Raw genomic sequence first — 19222 nt, forward strand, 5'->3', positions numbered from 1 at the left:
GATCCACCACCGGGAATGTTCAAGCGTCAAGGACTGCGACCAGCGAGCCTGCGGCACGTCCGTGCGCGACATCGGCGAGGGCGCGGTCGACCTCGGCGAACGGGACCGCGGTGGTGTGCGCGGTTACGGGCAACCGGGCGACCAGCCGGAAGAGCTCCTCACCGTCACGTCGGGTGTTGGACGTGACGCTGCGCAGATCGCGCTCGCGGAAGAGGTGGCGCTCGTAGTTGAGGACCGGTACGTCGGTCAGGTGGATCCCCGCCACCGACACCGTGCCGCCGGGTTTGAGCGCCTCCAGGGCAGACGGCACCACGTCACCGGCCGGCGCGAACACGATGGCCGAGTCCAGCGGGACGGGCGGTCGGTCCGCCGTCTCACCGACGTACGCGGCCCCCAGCGCGCGGGCCAGCTCCCGGTTCCGCTCGCCGCGGGTCATCACGAACAATTCGGCGCCTTGCGCGGCGGCGAGCTGGGCCGTGAGGTGCGCACTGGAGCCGAAGCCGTAGATGCCGAGCCGTCCGCCCGGTGGCAGGTTCGCCCGCAGCAGCGATCGGTAGCCGATGATCCCCGCACAGAGGAACGGCGCCAGCTGCTCGGCCGGGCGATCGATCGACAGCGCGTACGCGTAGTCCTGCGGCACGACGGCGTACTCGGCGAAACCGCCGTCCGCGTCCCAGCCCGTGTACGACGACCGCGGGCAGAGGTTCTCCGAGCCGGCGCGGCAGAACTCGCACGACCCGCAGGTGCCGCGCAGCCAGGCGATCCCGACCCGATCCCCGGGCGCGAATCGCTCGGCCCTGGTACCACGCCCAACCACGGATCCCACGACCTGGTGCCCGGGCACGACGCCGGGCCTTCGCGGCCGCAGATCCCCCTCGCACAGATGCAGGTCGGTCCGGCAGATCCCACAGGCCTCCACCTTGACCAGCACTTCTCCCGGCCCCGGTTCCGGCACAGTACGACGTACTCGCCGCAAGGGCCCGTCATCGATCGGCGCGGGCCGGTCGACTGCCCAGACATCCATCTCGTCACCCATGCCCCGACCATCTCAGGTCGCATGCCCGCGGGCACCGGAGGAGCAAGCGGAAAGGCGGTGTGTCATGTACTCTCTCGTGCCCGTCGTCGACGCCGTGGTGATCGACGCGACGGACCCGGAGGCGGTCGCAAGCTTCTGGCAACGCCTGCTGGGCGGCGAACTCGTCCGTACCTCCAACGGCGACATCGACCTGCAGGACGGCCCGGTCCGCCTCTACTTCCAGCACGTGAAGGACGACGTCAAGCGCGGCAAGAACCGCCTCCACCTCGACCTCCGCGTCCCACCCGACGTACGGCGTGAAGCGGTCGAACGGGCCCTCTCCCTCGGCGCCACCCGAGCCGACGACGTCTACCCCGGCGACGAGTTCCAAGTCCTGCGCGACCCGGCCGGCAACGAGTTCTGCCTGATCTGGAACTGACCTCAGGCCGGCTTGTGCCTGGGGTGCTGGGTCAGAGAGCTCGGGGAGTTCGGGTTCGCGCCTTCGTCGACGCCGATGCCGAGGCGTTCGACGAGCTCGCCGCCGAGCCAGCCGGTAACCCCGGCCAGGGCGAAACCGGCGAAGCCGAGAATCAGCGCGCCGACACCCGGCTCCCAGGCGTCGGCGCCGGACCGAAACACCCAGCTCAGCGCGAACAGGACCACGACGACGACGTTGCCGACCCCGTGCAGTGCGCCGATCCGCCGGGCCCGGGTCCCGCCCGGGATCGCCAGCCAGTCGACCAGACCGAACACCGCCGCCACCAGTCCGCCGATCACACCGGCCGCGATGCTGTACGCCGCCGCGACGGGGAACCCGTCACGGTCCGTGATCAGATACAGGATGTCGAAGATGACCGCCGTACTGAGCAACCCCAGCGGGAACACGATCAGGACCGGGTGAATCGCGTGACCCATCATGCGCGCACGACTCTGCATGACTCGCACCTCCCTGACTCCCGGGTACCCAGGGCGAGGCGTTCGCATTCCGGTTCAGTCGGCCGGTCGGTGGCGGGCCTTTCATGGTCAGGGAGCCTTTGAGTGGTTCAGGCGACCCGCTGCAGCGCCCGCTCCCGCCGCTCGGCGACCTTGGAGCCGGACTCCCGCCGGGCCATCCGGCGGAGTACGACGGGTGCCGCCGCCAGCCCGATCACGGCCCAGACCCCCAGCACGGCGGCTGTCTCCAGTTGCCGCCAGGAGCCGCCGATCTCGACCACGACCGCGCTGTCGGGGAGCAGCGCCGACCGCATGCCCAGTCCCATCCAGTAGATCGGGCTGAGCTGGCCGATCCACTCCAGCCAGTCCGGCAGCGCGGTGATCGGGTAGAAGATGCCGGAGATCGCGATCAGGCCGAGCACCGGCAACTGGATGAGTCCCTGCGCCCGGGCGGTGGTGAAGACCGAGCCCAGGATCGCTCCGATCGGCAGCGTCGCGACCATCCCGAGCAGGAGCACCCAGCTCAGCGTGAGCCAGCCGTCGGCCGATCCGAGGGCGAGCCCGTCCACGATGAGCAGTCCCGGAATCAGCAGGATGGCCAGGTCGGCGAGCAGTCCGCCGGCCACCGAGACGACCTTGCCGACGAGATAGCCGAGCATCCCGTTCGGGGTCGCCTTGGCCCGCAGCAGCGTGCCGTCCTCGCGGTCCGCGGTGAGCTGCTGGCTCATGCTGACCATGCCCATCGCCGCGTTCATCCCGAGGATGCTCGGCAACGCGAGCGCGCCGAGCAGGAATCCGGTGGAGCCGAAGTCCCGGTCCCGCAGGAAGAACAGCGCGACCAGCATCAGCACCGGCCAGAGGAAGTGGCTGAACAGCTCCGGCCCGTTGGTGAAGGACTGCCGCAACTCGATCAGGCCGCGGGTCCAGCCGGCCCGGATGGCAACGGCTCTCATGCCACTGACTCCTCTCCGCGCACCAGCGCGAGATACGTGTCTTCGAGCGACGCTCGGCGTACTTCGAGCTCGCGGACGGCGGCGCCGTACTGCGTGAAGAGACCGCGAACGAAGTCGGTCGAATCGGCGGTGGACTTGCGGAAGTGCTGACCGTCGATGCTCCAGCGAACCTCGTCCACACCGGCGATCAGCGTGGTGAGCTCGGCGGCTGTGCCGGCCGCGACGATCCGGCCCGCGCTGAGGATCAGGATGCGATGCGCCAGCTTGCTGGCCTCGTCCAGGTCGTGGGTGGTGAGCAGGATCGTGGTCTCGTACTCGGCGGCCAAGAGTCGTACCAGCTCGTGGAACTCGTGCCGCGCCTGCGGGTCGAAGCCGGTGGTCGGCTCGTCCAGGAACAGCAACTCGGGCCGGCCGACGAGCCCGATCGCGACGTCGAGGCGGCGGCGTTGACCGCCGGACAGTGTCTTGACCTTCTTGTCCGCGTGCTCGGTGAGGCCGGCCGCGGCCAGCAGCTCACCGGTGTCCCACGGCCGGTCGATGCTGTTCGTCGAGTACGGCGCGTAGTACGTGCCGAGGTGGTGCAAGAGCTCACGGACTCGCCAGTTGCCGTGGTCGCGCCAGGACTGCAGCACGATGCCGAGCCGCGATCGCCAGCGCTCGTCGCCGTCGGCCGGATCGACGCCGAGCACCTCGACCGTCCCGGCCGACCGTAGCCGGAAGCCCTCGAGGATCTCGATCGTCGTGCTCTTGCCCGCGCCGTTCGGGCCGAGCAGGGCGAGGACTTCGCCGTGCCGGGCTTGGAACGAGACGTCGTGCAGCACCTCCGTACTGCCGTAGCACATCCGCAGGCCGTCCACCGCCAGCACCATGGGCAGCTCCCTTCTGTTGTTCACGAGTGCCTGAAAGCTACGTTGCGTTCACCTGCCCAGCAATCACTTCATCGCCCCGAACCGCTGCAAATGCAGCGAAATCATGGCAATCTGTGCAATGACGCTGAGACTGAATGCAACCGCGCATTGCAATGAGCTGATGATGAACGCACCGAGGAGGAACCAATGCCAGGTGGCAGGCTGAGCCACGAGGACCGGCGCGAGATCGCCGCCGGGCTGGCGGCCGGGCTCGGGTACGCCGAGATCGCGCGGCAACTGGACCGCCCGACCTCGACCATCAGCCGCGAGGTCGCCCGCAACGGCGGCGCCCATGGGTACCGCGCCGACCACGCCCACTACGCGACGTCGAGCCGGGCCCGTCGGCGGCGGTCCGAAACCACCGAACCACCATCGGCACTCGACGACCAGGTACGCGACTTCGTCGAGCGGTTCGCGACGATGATGGTGGACGGCGGGCTACCGAGGATGGCATCGCGAGTTCTCGCCCTGCTCTACACGGCAGATTCGCGCAGCCTGACCGCGGCCGAGCTGGTCCGGGAGCTGCGCGTCTCGCCGGCATCGATCTCCAAGGCGGTCGGCTATCTCGAACGTGTCGGCATGGTGCACCGCGAACCCGATCCACGTCGTCGGCTCCAGCACTACGTCATCGCCGAGGACGTGTGGCTGCAGGCGTGGAGGATCAGCGCTCGCACCAATCTGAACTGGGCCGAGACGGCCGGCGAAGGCGCGGTACTGCTCGGCCCGGACACGCCGGCCGGCGAGCGGCTGACCAAGATGGCCGACTTCTTCCACCGCCTCGGTGAGGACATGGCCGGTGGGCCCGCGTTCGAGGTCATCGCCGACGCCCTCACCGCGCTCGCCGCGCTCCTGCACGCGGCCCGTCCACTCACCGCGGACGAGCTCGCCACCGCCCTCGCCTGGCCGCCCGCCCGCATCACGGACGCCCTGGCCAACGCGACGAAGTACGCCGAGTACACCGACCCGGTCGTCCTTCATCAGCCGACGTCGGACACCTACACCGCCATCCCGGCCCCGAACCGTCTCAGCCCGGAGCAGTTGGCCGCACTCAGCTAGGTCCCGGATACGGGTGCATGCCGGCCGGGTATTCGTTGCCGTGAGCAACCAGCCAGCCGGCCGAGTCGACGATCAGCGCGGCGGTGACGTCGAAGGCGTTCAGGCTGTCGCCGTCACCCGCCGCCAGGTTGGCCACGTGCCCACCGGCGAACAGGAGAACCTCGCGCGCACCGGCCCGGTGACTCGTCACCGCCGGGATCACCTCCTCACCGTTGCCCAGGGCATCGAGATCGATCTCCTCCGCGGAGTGACCGGCGTTGACCACCAGGCATCCGTCCTTCAACCGCCCGATCACCTCCGCCGACACGGTCCCGACCCGACCGGTCGCGGTGACGACGATGTCGGCCCACTCCCCGATCTGCGACACGACCTCGAACCCGTCGTACGACGCGACCAGCGCGCGGCTCGCGTCCACCTCGGCGACCTGCACGATCGCCCCGAGGCCGCGCGCCGTACGAGCCAGGCCCGCGCCGACTTCGCCGTACCCGACGACCAGTACGGCGAGGCCGTGCAACGAGAGCTGGGTGCGGGCGAGGACGGTGTGCCACGTACTCGAGCCGACCGCGAACCGGTTGTGCAGCTGGTTCTTCACCGGTACGCCGTCCAGATCGAACACCGGGTGGGTCAACGCCAGCGCGTCGACCCGGTTGAGACCCGTCCGGGTCATCTCGATCCCCGCGACCACCCCGTCGTACCCGCGGGACGTCGCCTCGACCACCACGTCGCCACCCATCTCGACGGTGTGCGTCGGACCCCAGTCGACGCACCCGGCCGGCGTGGTGACCTCGATCCCCCAGCTCTCGACCAGCCGGCGTACGTCGTCCCGCGTCGTCGCCGGGTCGGCCGGATGCAGGATCACCGCGGCTCCGGCCTCCCGGAACGCCTGCAGGAACAGCGCCGACTTCAGGTCGATGTGCGCGGTGACCGCCAACCGCACGGACGTCAGGTCCGGCAACCTGCCGGCCGCGGCAGCTGTCCGTTGCATCCACCGCCGCGCCCACGCGAGCCGCTGCCCGAGCTCAACCCCTTGCCACGCCGTCCCCGGAAGATCCACCCGTCCACGATGTCACAGGAAGCCCTGGGCCAGTGCGCGGAGGAGGCGCCGGGTGATCAGGCCGTCGGCCAGGCCGAGCTCGACCAGGTCGTCGAAGATCGCTTGGTCGGCCGCGGCGGCGCGGATGCCGACATCGAGGATGCGGCCGGAGCCGGTGAGCTGGGCCGTCAGGGCGGTGTGCCGCAGGTGTTTGCCGAGCAAGCGATTGGTCTGACGGCGGTACGGCGTACCGGCGTCGGTGCTGTTGCTCCGGAGCGCATCGGCGACCGCGCGGCCGGCCAGCATCCCGGTCGCGACGGCGTAGTAGATGCCCTCACCGGTCATCGGATTGATCAGCCCGGCCGCGTCACCGGCGAGCATCACCGGCCCCGGCTGAGGACGCCAGAACCAGCTCGACAACGGCAGGTGATGACCCCACCAGGACTTCCCGCCGTCCGCCGCGCCCGGAAGCAGCGTCTCCAGTTGCGCCAGCAGCTCCGCTCGGCTCGGGCGTGGCCGGGTCGCTGTGAGCTGCTCGCCGTACCCGACGTTCGACCAGCCGTCGCCGCGGTCGAAGGACCACGCGTACGACGGTTGCCGGCCCGGGCCGTAGGCGATCACCTGGCTCGCGGCCCGCCCGGGCGGTGTCGGTGCGTACCCGCGGATCGCGAGTGCCACCGGACCCGCCTTCACCCCGAGGTCCCGGCGTACGACGGAATGCGCGCCGTCCGCACCGACGACGAACCGGGCCTCGAGGTCGCCGTCGACGGTGATGGAGTGTCTGCCGACCGTGATACCGCGGACACGCCGCCGAACGAGCTCGGCACCCGCCGCCTGGGCCGCGACCGCTAGGCGCTGGTCGAACACCGTCCGCGGCACCACCCAGTTCGGCCGGGCCATGTCCCGGTCGACTCCAGCTTCCCCCCGAGACAGCGCGAACCGTCGTACCGGGGTCCAATCGTCGACGATCCCGGTCACCCCGACCTCGGCCAGCAGGTCGAGCACGTGCGGCGCGATCCCGTCCCCACACGCCTTGTCCCGCGGGAAGTCATGCCGGTCCAGCAGCAGCACCGAAAGACTGGGATCCACCGCCAGCGCGCCGAGCGCCGCGGAAGCACCAGCCGGTCCGGCTCCGACGACCACCAGGTCCCACACAGCCCCAGTGTTGCGAAGCGGCAGCGCGGACGCGACCCCAGGCCACCGATCAGACCTGCTAGGTGCCAGGTCGCTTACCCGGTTTGGGGGTACGACGTGACGCCGTACGTCGTTGACGGGGGATCAGCCGGTCGACGTGGCCGGCGGACTCGCCCCACGGGGTGACCGGACGGGCTTCGTCGAGATCCACGATCTTCGGTGGCGGCGGGACGAAGACCTCGATGGTCTCCTCCTCCGCGGGCGGCGGTGGCGCCGGAACCGGCGTGGCCCTGGCCCGGGCGGCGGACTCCTTGCTCACCCGAGGCACGGGGGCCGCCGCCACCGCCACCACGGCGACGGGGGCAGGGACCGGGCGGCGCGGCAGCTTGGTCCGGAGCTCGAGGCCGAGCGCGTCGATCAACTTGCGGCAGGCAACGATCGACACGGCGACCGCGACGACCGTGCAGGCGGCGAACAGCACCGCCTGGCCGCCGGCCGCCCAGTTCGACGGATCGGTCCGGCGCATCGCGGCGATCATCGCCACCACGACCGCGTTGGTGATGCCGAAGGCAACCGCCACCCCGGCGGTCCGCAGCAGCACCCGGCGCTCCAGCCCGACATCGTCGGCAGCGGCGACCAGGCCGGCGATCAACCCGGCCAGCACCGGCACGGTGTACACCAGCGCCAGCATGAGCCCGGGGCTCGCCACCAGGTAGAAGACGTCGAAGACCAGCGCGGTCCCGGTCAGTGCGGCCGCGAAACACACCACCATCGGCGGATACGACCGCACGATGGCCACCGCGTCCGCCGGCACCGTCCTGATCATCCCGAACGCCAAACCACCGACTCCATCCCTCGCTCTCCCCCATTGTGCAGGTACCCCGCACCCTGGGTGACAACCGGACACACCCTGAGGTCGATGAATACGTGAGGCTGAAGCGTTTGTCCGCGGTGGGACAGCAGGTGTGTGCGCCGTGGCGACGGCCAGGTCGACGGGGTGTTCGGCAGCCAGTTGACCGGGGCAACGGTTGTCGACGGGATCTTCACCGCGATGAGCACCACGATCGGTGACTACCGGCAGGCGTGACGTCTGCAGGACGACCTCGTTGCCGCCGGAGCCGTGCTCTCGCGCTGACTCCGGCGGCTGAGGTCTAGGCTGCGGCCGGCATCGGGGCCAGTTGGTCGCGCAGGTCGTCCAGGATCTTGCGCAGGACGCGGGAGACCTGCATCTGGCTGACGCCGATGTCGCGGCCGATCTCGGACTGCGTCCAGCCCTCGACGAACCGCAACTGGAGGATCCGGCGCTCACGCGGCCCGAGCCCCTCCAGCACCGGCTGGAGCATCTCCACCGTCTCCAGCTGGTCGATGCTGCCGTCCTCGTCGTCTGCGACGACGTCGGCCAGGGTCAGGTCGGCGTCCACGTCGGACGGACGGTCCAGGGACAGAACGTTGAAACAACCCTTCGCGGCCAGGGCCTGCTCGACCTCGGAAACCTCGACGCCGAGGTGGTCGGCGATCTCGGCGGGGGTCGGCTCGCGGTTGAGCTGCTGCTCGAGCAACGGCAGCTTGGTGGCGATGGTGCCTTGCATCTCCTGCAGCCGGCGCGGGATCCGGACGGTCCACGCGCAGTCGCGGAAGTAGCGTTTCACCTCGCCCCGGATGGTCGGGATGGCGAATCCGATGAACGGTGTGTCTGCGTCGAGCCGGTAGTGGTGAGCGGCCTTCACCAGACCCAGATACGCGACCTGCTCGAGATCGTCGGCCTCGGCCCCGCGGCCGCGAAACCGGCGGGCGATCCCCCTGGCCATCTCGATGTTGAGCTCGACCACCTCTTCGAGCAACTGTTGCCGCTCTGCTTCGTCGGTGCTGGCAGCCCTGCGTTCCATCAGTTCTCGGGTGGCTGCTTCCCGGGCGGCCCGATCGGCCGCGGTTGAACAGTGAACAGGAGCCTGTTCGATCGTGCTGGTACCCATGGTATGACCTCGCGACTGTCCGTCACGGCGTGGCACGTATCTGGACCACGGTCATGCCTGCTTCCCGCCCGTACCCAACCGGGCGGATGTCATGCGCCCTATGTACGCGCGAGGCTGCGCTCGGCGTATCCCGACGGCACGGGCCGTTCCCCGGGCACCGGGTCGAGGAGCCGGATCGCGGTGCCGGTGCGGTCGGCGAAGACGGCGTACCGGCCGAGCGGGCTGTCCGCCGGGCTGAGCAGCCAGTCGAGGTCGCGATGGTCCTCGAAGAAGGTGTCGATGTCGCCGACGTCGAACACCCCGCCGGTTCCGAGCGCCCCCTCGGCGGGATCCCGGACCAGGGCGATCGTCGGGTGGTCGCCGCGCGGACCGAGTAACGCGGTGTCGTCACTGGGCCAGGCGACCGGCTCCAGGCCAAGTCCGCGGTAGTAGTCCACACTGGCTTCCAGGTGTTCGACCGGGCGAAGTTCGAACAGCAGTTTCATTGTCAGCCTCCCCTGTACTTGTGGCTGCGGTTCTGGCCTGATCGGCGGGCCTCGTTGGTCCGGGCGCCGATCTCGGAGATCCGGCCGGCCAGTGCCGGATGGTCCCTGCTGAGTTGTTCGCCCGCCGCGGCCAGCGGGCCGAGCAAGGCGGCCGAGTCGTTGTTGCCCAGGGCATCGTGGACGGCGTCGACACTCGCCTGGGCCTGATCGTCCAGTCCGGCCAGTCCCGCAACCTCGCCGGCCAGCCGGCGCAGATCCGCCGCGTGATCCCGGGCCCAGACCGCGACCGCACGGTCACCGGCGCGCTGGTCCCGCGCCGCCCGCACCCGCTGCTCACCGTTCAGCTCCGGGTGGGACGCATGCGGGTTGAGCCGGAGATAGCGCCGCTCGGCCGCCTGCCGGCTGGTGACTCCCAGCGCGGGCGCGAGCTGGATCCAGCTGATCCCGGCGGCCCGCGCGGCCTCGATCAATCGCGGCTCCCAGCCGCTCAGCTGCTCCCGCAACTCACGCAGCCGGACCAGCGCGGCGAGCACCTCGTCCGCGGAGGAAGCGGCCTCCGCCCCGGGAACGTTCGGGGCGGAGGGCAGCCTCCCCAGCACATCCACCAGGAACTCCAGAGCCGCCGCCGGTGTGCGGTCCTCTCCATTGGGCTGCGGCATCTGACCTCCTGGTGTCAGGCGTCGACCTGTTTGGTGTCCTCGACCGTCTCACCGGTCACGGTCCGGCTGCCGGTCTCACCACCGGTGATGGCGATCTTGCGCGGCTTGGCCTGCGCTGCGACCGGGATCTTCACGGTCAGGACGCCGTTCTCGTACGCCGCGCTGATCCGGTCGGCGTCGAGGGTGTCACCGAGGAACAACTGGCGCGAGAACACGCCGAGCGGCCGCTCCGACACCTGCATCTCGACTCCCTCGTCCAGCGCCGCCGGCCGGCGCTCGGCCTTCACGGTCAGCACGTTCCGCTCGACGTCGAGGTCGATCGCGTCCGGGCTCACCCCGGGCAGGTCGAACACGACCACGTACTCGTCACCCGATCGGTAGGCGTCCATCGGCATCGGGCTCGGCCGCGACCACGTCCCCGGCGTCACCGCGCCGGTCAGCTGCTGGGCCAGCCGGTCGAACTCCCGGAACGGGTCAGTGCGCATCAACATCGTTTCCACCTCCAGGTTCATCCGACAGTTCCGCTGTCAACACGCACCTTTGATATAGCATGTCATCGCTCCGTTGACAAGTCCTGTGTCATCCAAGCGTTGACGAGCATCGAGCTGGGTACCGGCGGCGGCATGACGGAGAACGAGCGGTTGATCCGGGCCCCGGTGGCCGACGTGTTCGCGATCCTGACCGACGGCTGGACCTACGGCGCCTGGGTGGTGGGAGCGTCCCGGGTCCGTGACGTCGAGAAGGGGTTCCCGCAGCCCGGTCACAGCCTCCACCACTCGGTGGGGATCTGGCCGCTGGTGATCGACGACAGCACGACGGTGCTGCAGTACGAGCCACTGCGTTTCCTCCAGCTCCGGGTCCGCGCCTGGCCGACCGGCGAGGGTCAGGTCGAGTTCGTCGCCACTGACCGCGACGGCGACTGCCACCTGGTGATGCGGGAGCAGGCCGTCAAAGGACCGGCCGCCGCGCTCCCCCACGCCGTGTACGACCCGATCCTGCGAGCCCGCAACCACGAGACCCTTCGCCGGCTGGCTCTGCTGGCCGAACGTCACCACTGAGATCCGCCTCGGCGGGTACCGGAATCACATGACGAGACAAGATTCGGTGTGGCTGGCGACCGCGACGATCCCGGAGTTCGAAGGGATCCTGACTGACAAACACGCCGATGTGGTCGTGGTCGGTGGTGGCCTGATCGGGCTGACGACCGCGCTGTATCTGCAGCAGGAGGGGACTGACGTCGTACTCCTGGAAGCCGGTCGCGTCGGTGGCCGGACCAGCGGCAACACCACCGGCAAGGTCACCTCGCAGCACAGCGCCATCTACGCGAATCTGCTCGACCGGCACGGGCCCGGCAAGGCCGGGCAGTACGCCGCCGCGAACCAGGCCGCTGTCGAGGAGGTCGCGGACCTGGTGAACCGCCTCGGCATCGACTGCGAGCTCGCCCGTACGCCGGCCTTCGTCTACTCGTTGACACCCGACTCACCGCTGCGCCGCGAGGCCGACGTCGCGGCCGCGCTCGGACTCCCGGCCCACTTCGTCGATCCGGACGAGCTCCAGCTGCCACTGAAGGTCGCCGAGGCCGTGCGTTTCGACGACCAGGTTCAGTTGCACCCGGCCCGCTACCTGGCCGGCCTCGCGACCGCGTTCACCCAGGCCGGCGGCCGCATCTTCGAGAACAGCCGGGTGACCGAGGTCAACACCGACGACGAGATCCAGGTGGTCACCGCCCAAGGTCCACTGGTCCGCGCCGACTACGTGATCGTCGCGACCCTGCTGCCGATCGGGCTCACCGGCGGGTACTTCGCCCGTACGCGGCCGAGCCAGTCGCACGGGATCGCCGTACGGCTACCGGTCGAGGCTCCCCGCGGTATGGCGATCTCGGTCGACTCACCAGTGCGGTCCACCCGCCCCTGGCCCGGCGGCGGCCCGAACGGGTTGATCGTTGTCGGTGGCGACCACGAGACCGGCGCCGAGCAGGACACCGAGGCGACCTACCAGAGCCTGGTCGACTGGGTCGGTTCGGTGTGGAACTTCGATGCCGAGCCGGAGTACCGCTGGTCCGCGCAGGACTACAGCACCCCCGACCTGCTCCCCTTCGTCGGCAAGGCACCGGGATCGCCGGTCCTGGTTGCCACCGGCATGCACAAGTGGGGACTGAGCAACGGAACGGTTGCCGCCGGCATCCTCCGCGACCTGGTCCTCGGCCGCGACAACCCCTCCGCCGGTCTGTACGACGCAGGCCGCATCGGTGACGTACAAGCGGTGGCGAAACTGGTGAAGGACAACCTGCACGTCGGCAAGGAGTTCGCGGCCGGCCACCTGGGACGGCTAAAGGGCGGAGTCGACCACCTCGAGGTCGGCCAAGGCGGTCTGCTCACCCTCGACGACGGCGGCACCGTCGGCGCCTACCGCGACCATGACGGCGAACTGCACACGGTCGAGCCCGTCTGCACCCACCTCGGCTGCCCGCTGCGCTGGAACCCGGCGGACACCACCTGGGACTGCAACTGCCACGGCTCCCGCTTCGACCACACCGGAAAGAACCTCGACGGCCCGGCCACCAAACCCCTCAGGTCGCCACGATCGGAGCCGGCCGAGCCGCCAGCCTGATCGGCGGTCGCAACGAGCTCGCCTGAGCCGCACCCAGCCGGGCATGCGAACGGCGCGCGCCCCTGTCCGGGACGCGCGCCGTCGAGGTCGCTACGGTCAGATTTCCTTCTTGGCGATACCGGCCATCAGGATCCGCTGGTACGGCTGCAGGTCCTCGACCGCCGGGATGTCGCCGTCGGGGTCCTCCGGGAACCAGCGGGCCAGGAAGTCCAGGCCCGGGGGAACGAGCGGCATCCCGAGGAAGTGCTGCTCGATCCGCTCCGGCGTCCGGATCCACCCGTTGCCGAGGCTCTCCAGACCGGCCCGCTCCATCCCCTTCTGCAGCGGCTCACCGGTGTCGACGAAGTCGGTGATGAACAGGTAGCTGCCCGGGACGAGTGCGTTCATGATCGTGCGGACCCACTCGTCCGGCTTCTCGTCGTCGTGGAAGTGCATGTGCAGACCGACGACCATCAGCGCGATCGGACGGCTGAAGTCCAGGTGCGCCTTGATGTCGGGGTGGTCGAGGATCTCCTGCGGCTGCCGCAGGTCCGCGGTGACCACGATGGTGCTGTTGTTGGTCGCCAGCAGCGCCCGGCCGTGCGCGAGCACGATCGGGTCGTTGTCGACGTAGGCGACCTTGGCGTTCGGATTGATCTCCTGAGCCGCCTCGTGGGTGTTCTTCTGCGTCGGCAGGCCGCTGCCGATGTCGAGGAACTGGTCGATCCCGGCCTGGCGGGCGAGGTACTGAACGCCCTTGACGAGCGCTTCCCGGTTCTCGATCGCGCAGCGACCGGCATCCGGGACGTACTTGAGGTAGAGCGCCGCGCCTTCCCGGTCGGCGGCGAAGTTGTCCTTGCCACCGAGCAGGGCGTCGTAGACGCGGGCGATGGTCGGTTGGGAAGTGTCGAACTCCGGGTTCGGGTCCGGAGTGCCGGAAGTCGCCATCGGCGCAGCCTTCGTGTCGGGGAAATCTTGGAGTGTCATCGTAGGGCAGTTGCGGACCTGTCGGAGCACTGGTTCGGCGCTGCGGGTGTGTCGGTCCGAAAGTCGGCCGGATTGCCTGAATCGTCAAGCAGATAAGCCTTTTCGGATGACCGAAGGTCCTGACAAACCAGGCGCTCGCCGGAGCTCCACTTCCTACCTTCCCCGTCCGTCGGCGGCCCAATCGCACCAGTCCTCGCGACGGCCCTGGAGCCGGAAAAGGTCACGAGCGGCGACCACGCCGTGCGATCGCCCCATGTCTTCGACCACACCGTGTAACTGAGCGGACACATCGACGCCAAACGTGTACGATGCAAATGCAAGGCCAAATGCACGTGCATTTGCCAAAGACGTACGGAAGGTGCAGCTGATGACTGCTGTCTACAACGGCATGCCTGGCGACTCGATGAGCACGCTGATCTGGCGGAAGAGTCAGCGGAGCGGCCCGAACGGCAACTGCGTAGAGGTCGCGAAGCTCCCGGGCGGCGGCGTGGCGATGCGAAACTCGCGTCACACCGACGGCCCGGCGCTGGTGTTCACCAAGGCCGAGATCGAGGCGTTCCTCGGCGGTGTTCAGGACGGGGAGTTCGACTACCTCGTCTGATCCGAACCGGAAAGCAAGAGGCCCCTTCGCCAGGCGAGTGACGAAGGGGCCTCTTCCTGTCTGCTGGTCTCTCCGGCGTCGAGTACGTCGCTGTGCCACCTGAGTACGGCGCCCTGACGCGAGCGGCCTCGCCGTACCGTCCTGAACGCCGTACGAACCGGATGAGAACAACGAAGGCCGACCCTCGGACGAGGGTCGGCCTTGGTGTTGCCCGGGGCAGGCGCGGACTACTGGACGGTGAGCGGCCAGAGCTGTTCGCTCGGCAGCTCCGACGCCGTCCCGCCGGCCGAATTGTCAACGGTGATACGCAATCCGGTGAACTTCGGCGTCATCACCCGCTGGTACCGCGAGGCGCGGTCGGGCTCGGCAAGGTACTCGGCGATCAGGTGGTCCCCCAGCCAGATCCGCACCATCTTTCGGCCTCCTGCTGCTCTGTCGGTGGTCATGGGGCCAGGCTCACGATCGGGTCGCCATCCAGCTGACGGACGCCGCGCAGCCAGCCCTCGAAGGCCCAGCGCTGTTGCTCAGGGCAACGCGCAACCAGTTCCTGGATCTCCCGCTCGGTCAGCTCGCCGGGCGCGTTCCCGCTCAGGTCGGCGGTGTGCTCGGCTACCTCACTGTCGTCACCGTTCATCGACTCGGGTTCCCCAACCAGTCGTGCCGGCGCTTGCGCCACCGGCGGTCTGTAGGACCGGCCTGCCGGATCACGCGATGTCACGTTTCGCGAGATTCAGCTCACCTTCTGTGCATGAATCAATCATGGCGTCGGCACGCTACGAATGCAAGCGCCCGATGCACGTGCATCCGCACGTTTTCCAGTTCGTGACCCGAAAACCTCGTTTTCCGCCTGCGGAGACCCCCTGGCCGCCCGTCGAACGGTGTTCGTCGGCGATCCAGGCGGCAACTTTGTCAGGACAAGTTCGATCTGCCTGACCGGTTCAGTACTACGCTGCGTAACCGTCGGAACCGGCTCGGCGCGACCCATGTAAGAACTTCGGCAGATTCCCGGTGGTCCGTGCGATGATGTCTCCCTGCGGGCGATGTCGCCGCTGATCCAGCTGGGGGCCGTGGGAGGTGGGTGTGACCGAGTCGGGCGCGCAGAGCGGGCCGACTGCGCTTCGGATCATCCTCGGAGCGCACCTGCGACGGATGCGGGAGGCGGCTGGGATCAGCCGCTCCGACGCAGGCTGGGAGATCCGCTCGTCGGAATCCAAGGTCAGCCGGATGGAGCTCGGCCGTGTCGGCTTCAAGGAGCGCGACGTCAGCGACCTCCTCACTCTCTACGGCCTGGACGACGGCGAGGAGCGCGAGCGGCTGCTGTCACTGGCCCGCGACGCGAACAACCCCGGCTGGTGGCACCGCTTCGGCGACGTACTGCCCAGCTGGTTCCACTCCTACCTCGACCTCGAGTCCGCCGCCCAGCTGATCCGTACCTACGAGCTGCAGTTCGTCCCGGGTCTGCTGCAGACACCGGAGTACGTGCGGGCCGTGGTCCAGCTCGGCCGCGGCCTGATCCCGGCCGAGGAGGTCGAGCGCCGCGTCGCCCTGCGGGTCAACCGGCAGGAGATCCTCCGCCGGGCCGACCCGGTGCGGCTGTGGGCCGTCGTCGACGAGTCCGTGCTGCGCCGGCCGATCGGCGGGGTGAAGGCGATGCGGGTGCAGCTGGAGTACCTGATCGAGGCCACCCACCTGCCGAACCTCACGCTCCAGGTGATGGAGTTCGACGGCGGTGGTCACGCCGCGACCGGCGGTGCGTACAGCATCCTTCGTTTCCCGGAGCGGGATCTGCCGGACATCGTCTACATCGAGCACCTGACCAGTGCGCTGTACCTGGACAAGCTCGAGGACCTCGACCGGTACACGGCCACCATGGAAGCCCTCTGCGTCGCGGCCCCGCCGCCGAACAAGACGCGCGACATCTTGGCCAGGATCCTGCGCGACTACGACGACTGACCTCAGCTGTTGTCGGTCAGCCAGGTGATCAGTGGTTTCGTCGCCCGCCAGTCCGCCCGGACGAGCTCGGCGAGCTCAGGGGTGTGGATCACCGGTTCGAAGCCGTAGGACTTGCTGACCGTCAGGGACTTGTGCCGGAGCAGCTCGATCCGCGGATGCTCGGCGTCGTAGCCGCGCGGACTCGTCTTCAGCCGGTCGCCGCCGACGGTCCAGCCGGCCGCGGTGAGATCGGCCAGCAGCCGCTCGAGTTGCTTGCCGCGGCGATCGTCGTCGATCGCGGTCCGCACCCGGCCGAGCCGTTCCGAGCTCGCCTCGTAGAAACCGGCCGCGACCCGGACGCCGGGCGCGGACACCTGGACGTACCACCCGGTCGACGGCGCGACGTCGATGAACGCGCCCTGATGGGTCTTGTACGGCGTCTTGTCCCGGGCGAACCGGACGTCGCGGTACGGCCGGAAGATCTTCGCCGGACCGAACTCCTCCTCGAGCTCCGCCAGGAGCGCCGCCATCGGGGCCCGGACCGACTCCTCGTAGACGTGCTTGTGCGCCGTCCAGAACGTCTTGGTGTTGTCCATCTCGAGGTCGTCGTAGAAGTCCAGCGCCGCGGCCGGGAACCCGGTGAAGCTCATCCACGTCCTCGCTTCGCTCCGGGCGCGGATGAGGCACGAACCGCGCTGTGCTTGATGGTGAACTCGCTTCGCTCCTTCACACCGATCACCATAGTTCCGTCCCGACTGGGCGATTACCCCGCGGGTACCGGGGGCGCGCCACTTTCCTGAACTCACTGGGAGGACGCGAAATGCCCGCGGACGTTGTCGATCTGATCATGCAGGACCACCGTGAGGTCGAACGACTGTTCGACGAGCTGAAGGACAGCCCGGAGAAACGCCCCAACCTGCTCCCCGTGCTCACCACGCTGCTCACCGCCCACAGTCGCGCCGAGGAGGCCGAGGTCTACCCGGTCGCCGCGACCGAGGCCGGTGAGAAGGAAGAGGTCTCGCACAGCCAGCAGGAGCACATCGAGGCCGATCAGCTGCTGGCGAAGCTCGCGCAGACCGATCCGACGTCGCCCGAGTTCGACACGGTGCTGCAGAACCTGGTCGACGCGGTGTCACACCACGTCGAGGAGGAGGAGACGAAGGTGCTGCCGGGCATGCGCTCGAACCTGTCCGACGAACGCCGGGCCCAGCTCGGCGAGGCGTTCGTTGCCAGCCGCAAGCAACATCTCGGCGAGCAGCCCGGTGATATGACCAAGGAGCAACTCGTTCAGCAGGCGAGCAACGCGGACATCTCCGGGACGTCGGGCCTGAGCAAGGAAGAGCTGAAGAAGAAGGTCGAGCAGGAGGCCGAGAGCTGACCACGAACAGGTGCGCCGGCCACCACCTGGCGCAGGCCGGCGCACCGCTCAGTCGACAGTGCGGAAGAACGCGCGGATGTCCTCGATCAGCACCTGGGGTTGTTCGAGCGCGGCGAAGTGACCGCCGTGCGGGTGGCTGGTCCAGCGGACGATGTTGTCCGTGTGCGCCACCCGATGGCGGAGCGGGATGAAGTTCTCGTGGGCGAGGTCCAGCAAAGCGGTCGGGGCGGTCGACGGCTCTGGCGGCTGCCCCCAGTACGGCGCCTGCGCGCGCTCGTAGTAGATCCGCGCCGCCGACCCCGCCGTACGCGTGAGCCAGTAGAACATCACGTTGGTGAGCAGTACGTCGCGATCGACGGTGCTCGCCGGATCGGTCCATTCCTCGAACTTCTCGGCGATCCAGGCCAGCTGGCCGACCGGTGAGTCGGTCAGCGCGTAGGCCAGTGTCTGCGGTCGGGTCGACTGCAGGTCGGCGTACCCTTGCCGGTCCTTCGACCACTTCTGATACCGCCGCCACGAGGCCCAGGTGCGTTCACGCTCGGCCGGATCGAGTGGCTCCAGCTCTTCCGCGGTCGGCTCGGCGGTCGCGCCGGCGCCGGGGATGAGATTGAGATGTACGCCGATCACGCGCTCGGGGTGGATCCGACCGAGCTCACGGGAGATCGCGGCACCATAGTCGCCACCCTGCAGGCCGAATCGCTCGTAGCCCAACCGGGACATCAACTCCGACCAGGCCCGGGCGATGCGCAAGAGCTCCCAGCCGGTCTCCCGGGTCGGCCCGGACAGGCCGAACCCCGGGATGCTCGGAATCACCAGGTGGAAGGCATCGGCCGGATCACCGCCGTACGCACGGGGGTCGGACAACGGCCCGGCGACCTCGAGGAACTCGACGATCGACCCCGGCCAGCCATGGGTGAGGACGAGCGGTGTCGCGTCCGGCTCCGGCGAACGGAGGTGGGCGAAGTGCACGTTCGCGCCGTCGATCGTGGTCGTGTACTGCGGCCACGCGTTCAGCCGGTCCTCGGCCCTGCGCCAGTCGTAGTCATGACGCCAGTAGTCGACCAGCTCCTGGAGATGGACCTTCGGTACGCCGTACGCCCACCCGACGCCGGGCAGCTCGTCCGGCCATCGGGTCAGGTCAAGACGTGTTCGCAGGTCGGCCAGCTCGCTGTCCGGCACGTCCAGCCGGAACGGTTCGACACTCACCCCGGCAGCCTGCCGTAGCGGTCGGCGTACCGCACCCGAATTCAGGCGTTGACCTTGTCGCGGACCACCTTGACGGCCGCCGCGGCGATCAGGCAGAGCACACCCGCGCTGATCACGATCGTCACCAGCGTGCCGGCGCCGTTCAGCGCGTTGTCGCACGACATCGGGGTGATGCCCGCGGCCGGTTGGAAGGCCGAACCGCAGACCGTGCCCCCGGCCGAGACCGACCGGAAGCCGAGCGCCACGCCGCCGAGGACGATGGCCACCCCGGCGATGGCGAGAATCTTGTTCAGCGTCGTCACGACGAATCCGGCGCCGCTGATGGTGGGCATGCCGGTGGCACGCCCGGTGAGCCCCGTTGCACTTCGTTCACTCCTGAC

24 protein-coding genes are annotated in these 19222 nt (G+C 69.0%); 7 read left to right on the top strand and 17 right to left on the bottom strand.

Annotated elements, in window-relative coordinates:
• Positions 1-19: 19 nt before the first annotated feature.
• Positions 20-1036, bottom strand: coding sequence for a zinc-dependent alcohol dehydrogenase family protein (locus AB0F43_RS07160; protein ID WP_360471812.1), 1017 nt, complete (start codon positions 1034-1036; stop codon positions 20-22).
• 64 nt (positions 1037-1100) lie between these two features.
• Here AB0F43_RS07160 and AB0F43_RS07165 point away from each other — a divergent pair, with 64 nt between their 5' ends.
• Positions 1101-1454, top strand: coding sequence for a VOC family protein (locus AB0F43_RS07165; RefSeq protein ID WP_360471815.1), 354 nt, complete (start codon positions 1101-1103; stop codon positions 1452-1454).
• A 2-nt stretch (positions 1455-1456) separates the two neighbouring features.
• Here the strand turns inward: AB0F43_RS07165 and AB0F43_RS07170 are convergent, their stop codons facing one another.
• From AB0F43_RS07170 to AB0F43_RS07180, 3 genes are all read right to left on the bottom strand, one after another.
• A complete protein-coding gene (locus tag AB0F43_RS07170) occupies positions 1457-1951 on the bottom strand; it encodes a DUF2231 domain-containing protein (protein ID WP_360471817.1) in 495 nt (164 codons plus the stop codon).
• A 107-nt stretch (positions 1952-2058) separates the two neighbouring features.
• The gene (locus AB0F43_RS07175) at positions 2059-2901 is read right to left on the bottom strand and encodes an ABC transporter permease (protein WP_360471820.1); all 843 of its coding nucleotides are present in this window, start codon (positions 2899-2901) and stop codon (positions 2059-2061) included.
• Positions 2898-3770: an ABC transporter ATP-binding protein gene (locus AB0F43_RS07180; protein WP_360471823.1), complete on the bottom strand. Its 873-nt coding sequence runs from the start codon at positions 3768-3770 to the stop codon at positions 2898-2900. The genes AB0F43_RS07175 and AB0F43_RS07180 overlap by 4 nt, the downstream gene beginning before the upstream one ends.
• A 186-nt stretch (positions 3771-3956) precedes the next feature.
• Here AB0F43_RS07180 and AB0F43_RS07185 point away from each other — a divergent pair, with 186 nt between their 5' ends.
• Complete coding sequence (locus AB0F43_RS07185; protein WP_360471826.1) at positions 3957-4865, top strand: MarR family transcriptional regulator; 909 nt, start codon at positions 3957-3959, stop codon at positions 4863-4865.
• Here the strand turns inward: AB0F43_RS07185 and AB0F43_RS07190 are convergent.
• The 7 genes from AB0F43_RS07190 to AB0F43_RS07220 all read right to left on the bottom strand — a co-directional run bounded on the left by AB0F43_RS07190 (position 4858) and on the right by AB0F43_RS07220 (position 10640).
• Positions 4858-5919, bottom strand: coding sequence for an NAD(P)-dependent oxidoreductase (locus tag AB0F43_RS07190; protein WP_360471829.1), 1062 nt, complete (start codon positions 5917-5919; stop codon positions 4858-4860). The genes AB0F43_RS07185 and AB0F43_RS07190 overlap by 8 nt on opposite strands.
• A 12-nt stretch (positions 5920-5931) precedes the next feature.
• Positions 5932-7053, bottom strand: coding sequence for an NAD(P)/FAD-dependent oxidoreductase (locus AB0F43_RS07195; protein WP_360471831.1), 1122 nt, complete (start codon positions 7051-7053; stop codon positions 5932-5934).
• A gap of 58 nt (positions 7054-7111) precedes the next feature.
• Entirely contained in the window at positions 7112-7858 is a 747-nt protein-coding gene (locus tag AB0F43_RS07200) for a hypothetical protein (RefSeq protein ID WP_360471834.1), read from the bottom strand.
• Between the two features lie 325 nt (positions 7859-8183).
• Complete coding sequence (locus tag AB0F43_RS07205; RefSeq protein WP_360471837.1) at positions 8184-8918, bottom strand: SigB/SigF/SigG family RNA polymerase sigma factor; 735 nt, start codon at positions 8916-8918, stop codon at positions 8184-8186.
• A gap of 185 nt (positions 8919-9103) precedes the next feature.
• Positions 9104-9490, bottom strand: coding sequence for a hypothetical protein (locus tag AB0F43_RS07210; RefSeq protein ID WP_360471840.1), 387 nt, complete (start codon positions 9488-9490; stop codon positions 9104-9106).
• A gap of 2 nt (positions 9491-9492) precedes the next feature.
• Complete coding sequence (locus AB0F43_RS07215; protein WP_360471842.1) at positions 9493-10149, bottom strand: hypothetical protein; 657 nt, start codon at positions 10147-10149, stop codon at positions 9493-9495.
• A gap of 14 nt (positions 10150-10163) precedes the next feature.
• Positions 10164-10640 (bottom strand): Hsp20/alpha crystallin family protein, encoded by a 477-nt coding sequence (locus AB0F43_RS07220; protein WP_360471845.1) that lies wholly within the window; start codon positions 10638-10640, stop codon positions 10164-10166.
• 99 nt (positions 10641-10739) lie between these two features.
• Here AB0F43_RS07220 and AB0F43_RS07225 point away from each other — a divergent pair, with 99 nt between their 5' ends.
• Complete coding sequence (locus AB0F43_RS07225; RefSeq protein ID WP_360471848.1) at positions 10740-11207, top strand: SRPBCC family protein; 468 nt, start codon at positions 10740-10742, stop codon at positions 11205-11207.
• 28 nt (positions 11208-11235) lie between these two features.
• A complete protein-coding gene (locus tag AB0F43_RS07230; protein WP_360471852.1) occupies positions 11236-12759 on the top strand; it encodes an FAD-dependent oxidoreductase in 1524 nt (507 codons plus the stop codon).
• Between the two features lie 96 nt (positions 12760-12855).
• On the opposite strand, the gene AB0F43_RS07235 is transcribed toward AB0F43_RS07230, so the two are convergent.
• The gene (locus AB0F43_RS07235) at positions 12856-13686 is read right to left on the bottom strand and encodes an SAM-dependent methyltransferase (RefSeq protein WP_360471854.1); all 831 of its coding nucleotides are present in this window, start codon (positions 13684-13686) and stop codon (positions 12856-12858) included.
• A gap of 406 nt (positions 13687-14092) precedes the next feature.
• Here AB0F43_RS07235 and AB0F43_RS07240 point away from each other — a divergent pair, with 406 nt between their 5' ends.
• Positions 14093-14326: a DUF397 domain-containing protein gene (locus tag AB0F43_RS07240; protein ID WP_360471857.1), complete on the top strand. Its 234-nt coding sequence runs from the start codon at positions 14093-14095 to the stop codon at positions 14324-14326.
• A 227-nt stretch (positions 14327-14553) separates the two neighbouring features.
• Here the strand turns inward: AB0F43_RS07240 and AB0F43_RS07245 are convergent, their stop codons facing one another.
• Both AB0F43_RS07245 and AB0F43_RS07250 read right to left on the bottom strand, forming a co-directional pair.
• Positions 14554-14772, bottom strand: a complete 219-nt coding sequence (locus AB0F43_RS07245) for a hypothetical protein (protein ID WP_360471859.1) — start codon at positions 14770-14772, stop codon at positions 14554-14556.
• Positions 14769-14960 carry a hypothetical protein gene (locus AB0F43_RS07250; protein WP_360471862.1) on the bottom strand — a complete coding sequence of 64 codons (192 nt, stop codon included), beginning with the start codon at positions 14958-14960 and terminating at the stop codon, positions 14769-14771. The genes AB0F43_RS07245 and AB0F43_RS07250 overlap by 4 nt, the downstream gene beginning before the upstream one ends.
• 446 nt (positions 14961-15406) lie before the next feature.
• Between AB0F43_RS07250 and AB0F43_RS07255 the strand changes: the two genes are divergently transcribed.
• The gene (locus AB0F43_RS07255) at positions 15407-16279 is read left to right on the top strand and encodes a helix-turn-helix transcriptional regulator (RefSeq protein WP_360471865.1); all 873 of its coding nucleotides are present in this window, start codon (positions 15407-15409) and stop codon (positions 16277-16279) included.
• A 2-nt stretch (positions 16280-16281) separates the two neighbouring features.
• Here AB0F43_RS07255 and AB0F43_RS07260 read toward each other — a convergent pair whose 3' ends face one another.
• Positions 16282-16908, bottom strand: a complete 627-nt coding sequence (locus AB0F43_RS07260) for a DUF2461 domain-containing protein (RefSeq protein ID WP_360471866.1) — start codon at positions 16906-16908, stop codon at positions 16282-16284.
• Between the two features lie 170 nt (positions 16909-17078).
• Here AB0F43_RS07260 and AB0F43_RS07265 point away from each other — a divergent pair, with 170 nt between their 5' ends.
• Complete coding sequence (locus AB0F43_RS07265) at positions 17079-17636, top strand: hemerythrin domain-containing protein (RefSeq protein ID WP_360471868.1); 558 nt, start codon at positions 17079-17081, stop codon at positions 17634-17636.
• 48 nt (positions 17637-17684) lie between these two features.
• On the opposite strand, the gene AB0F43_RS07270 is transcribed toward AB0F43_RS07265, so the two are convergent.
• Both AB0F43_RS07270 and AB0F43_RS07275 read right to left on the bottom strand, forming a co-directional pair.
• Complete coding sequence (locus AB0F43_RS07270) at positions 17685-18842, bottom strand: epoxide hydrolase family protein (RefSeq protein WP_360471870.1); 1158 nt, start codon at positions 18840-18842, stop codon at positions 17685-17687.
• Between the two features lie 41 nt (positions 18843-18883).
• Positions 18884-19174 carry a hypothetical protein gene (locus AB0F43_RS07275; protein WP_360471873.1) on the bottom strand — a complete coding sequence of 97 codons (291 nt, stop codon included), beginning with the start codon at positions 19172-19174 and terminating at the stop codon, positions 18884-18886.
• Between the last annotated feature and the right edge of the window lie 48 nt (positions 19175-19222).

The sequence above is a fragment of the Kribbella sp. NPDC023972 genome (genome assembly GCF_040639075.1).
GTDB lineage: Bacteria > Actinomycetota > Actinomycetes > Propionibacteriales > Kribbellaceae > Kribbella.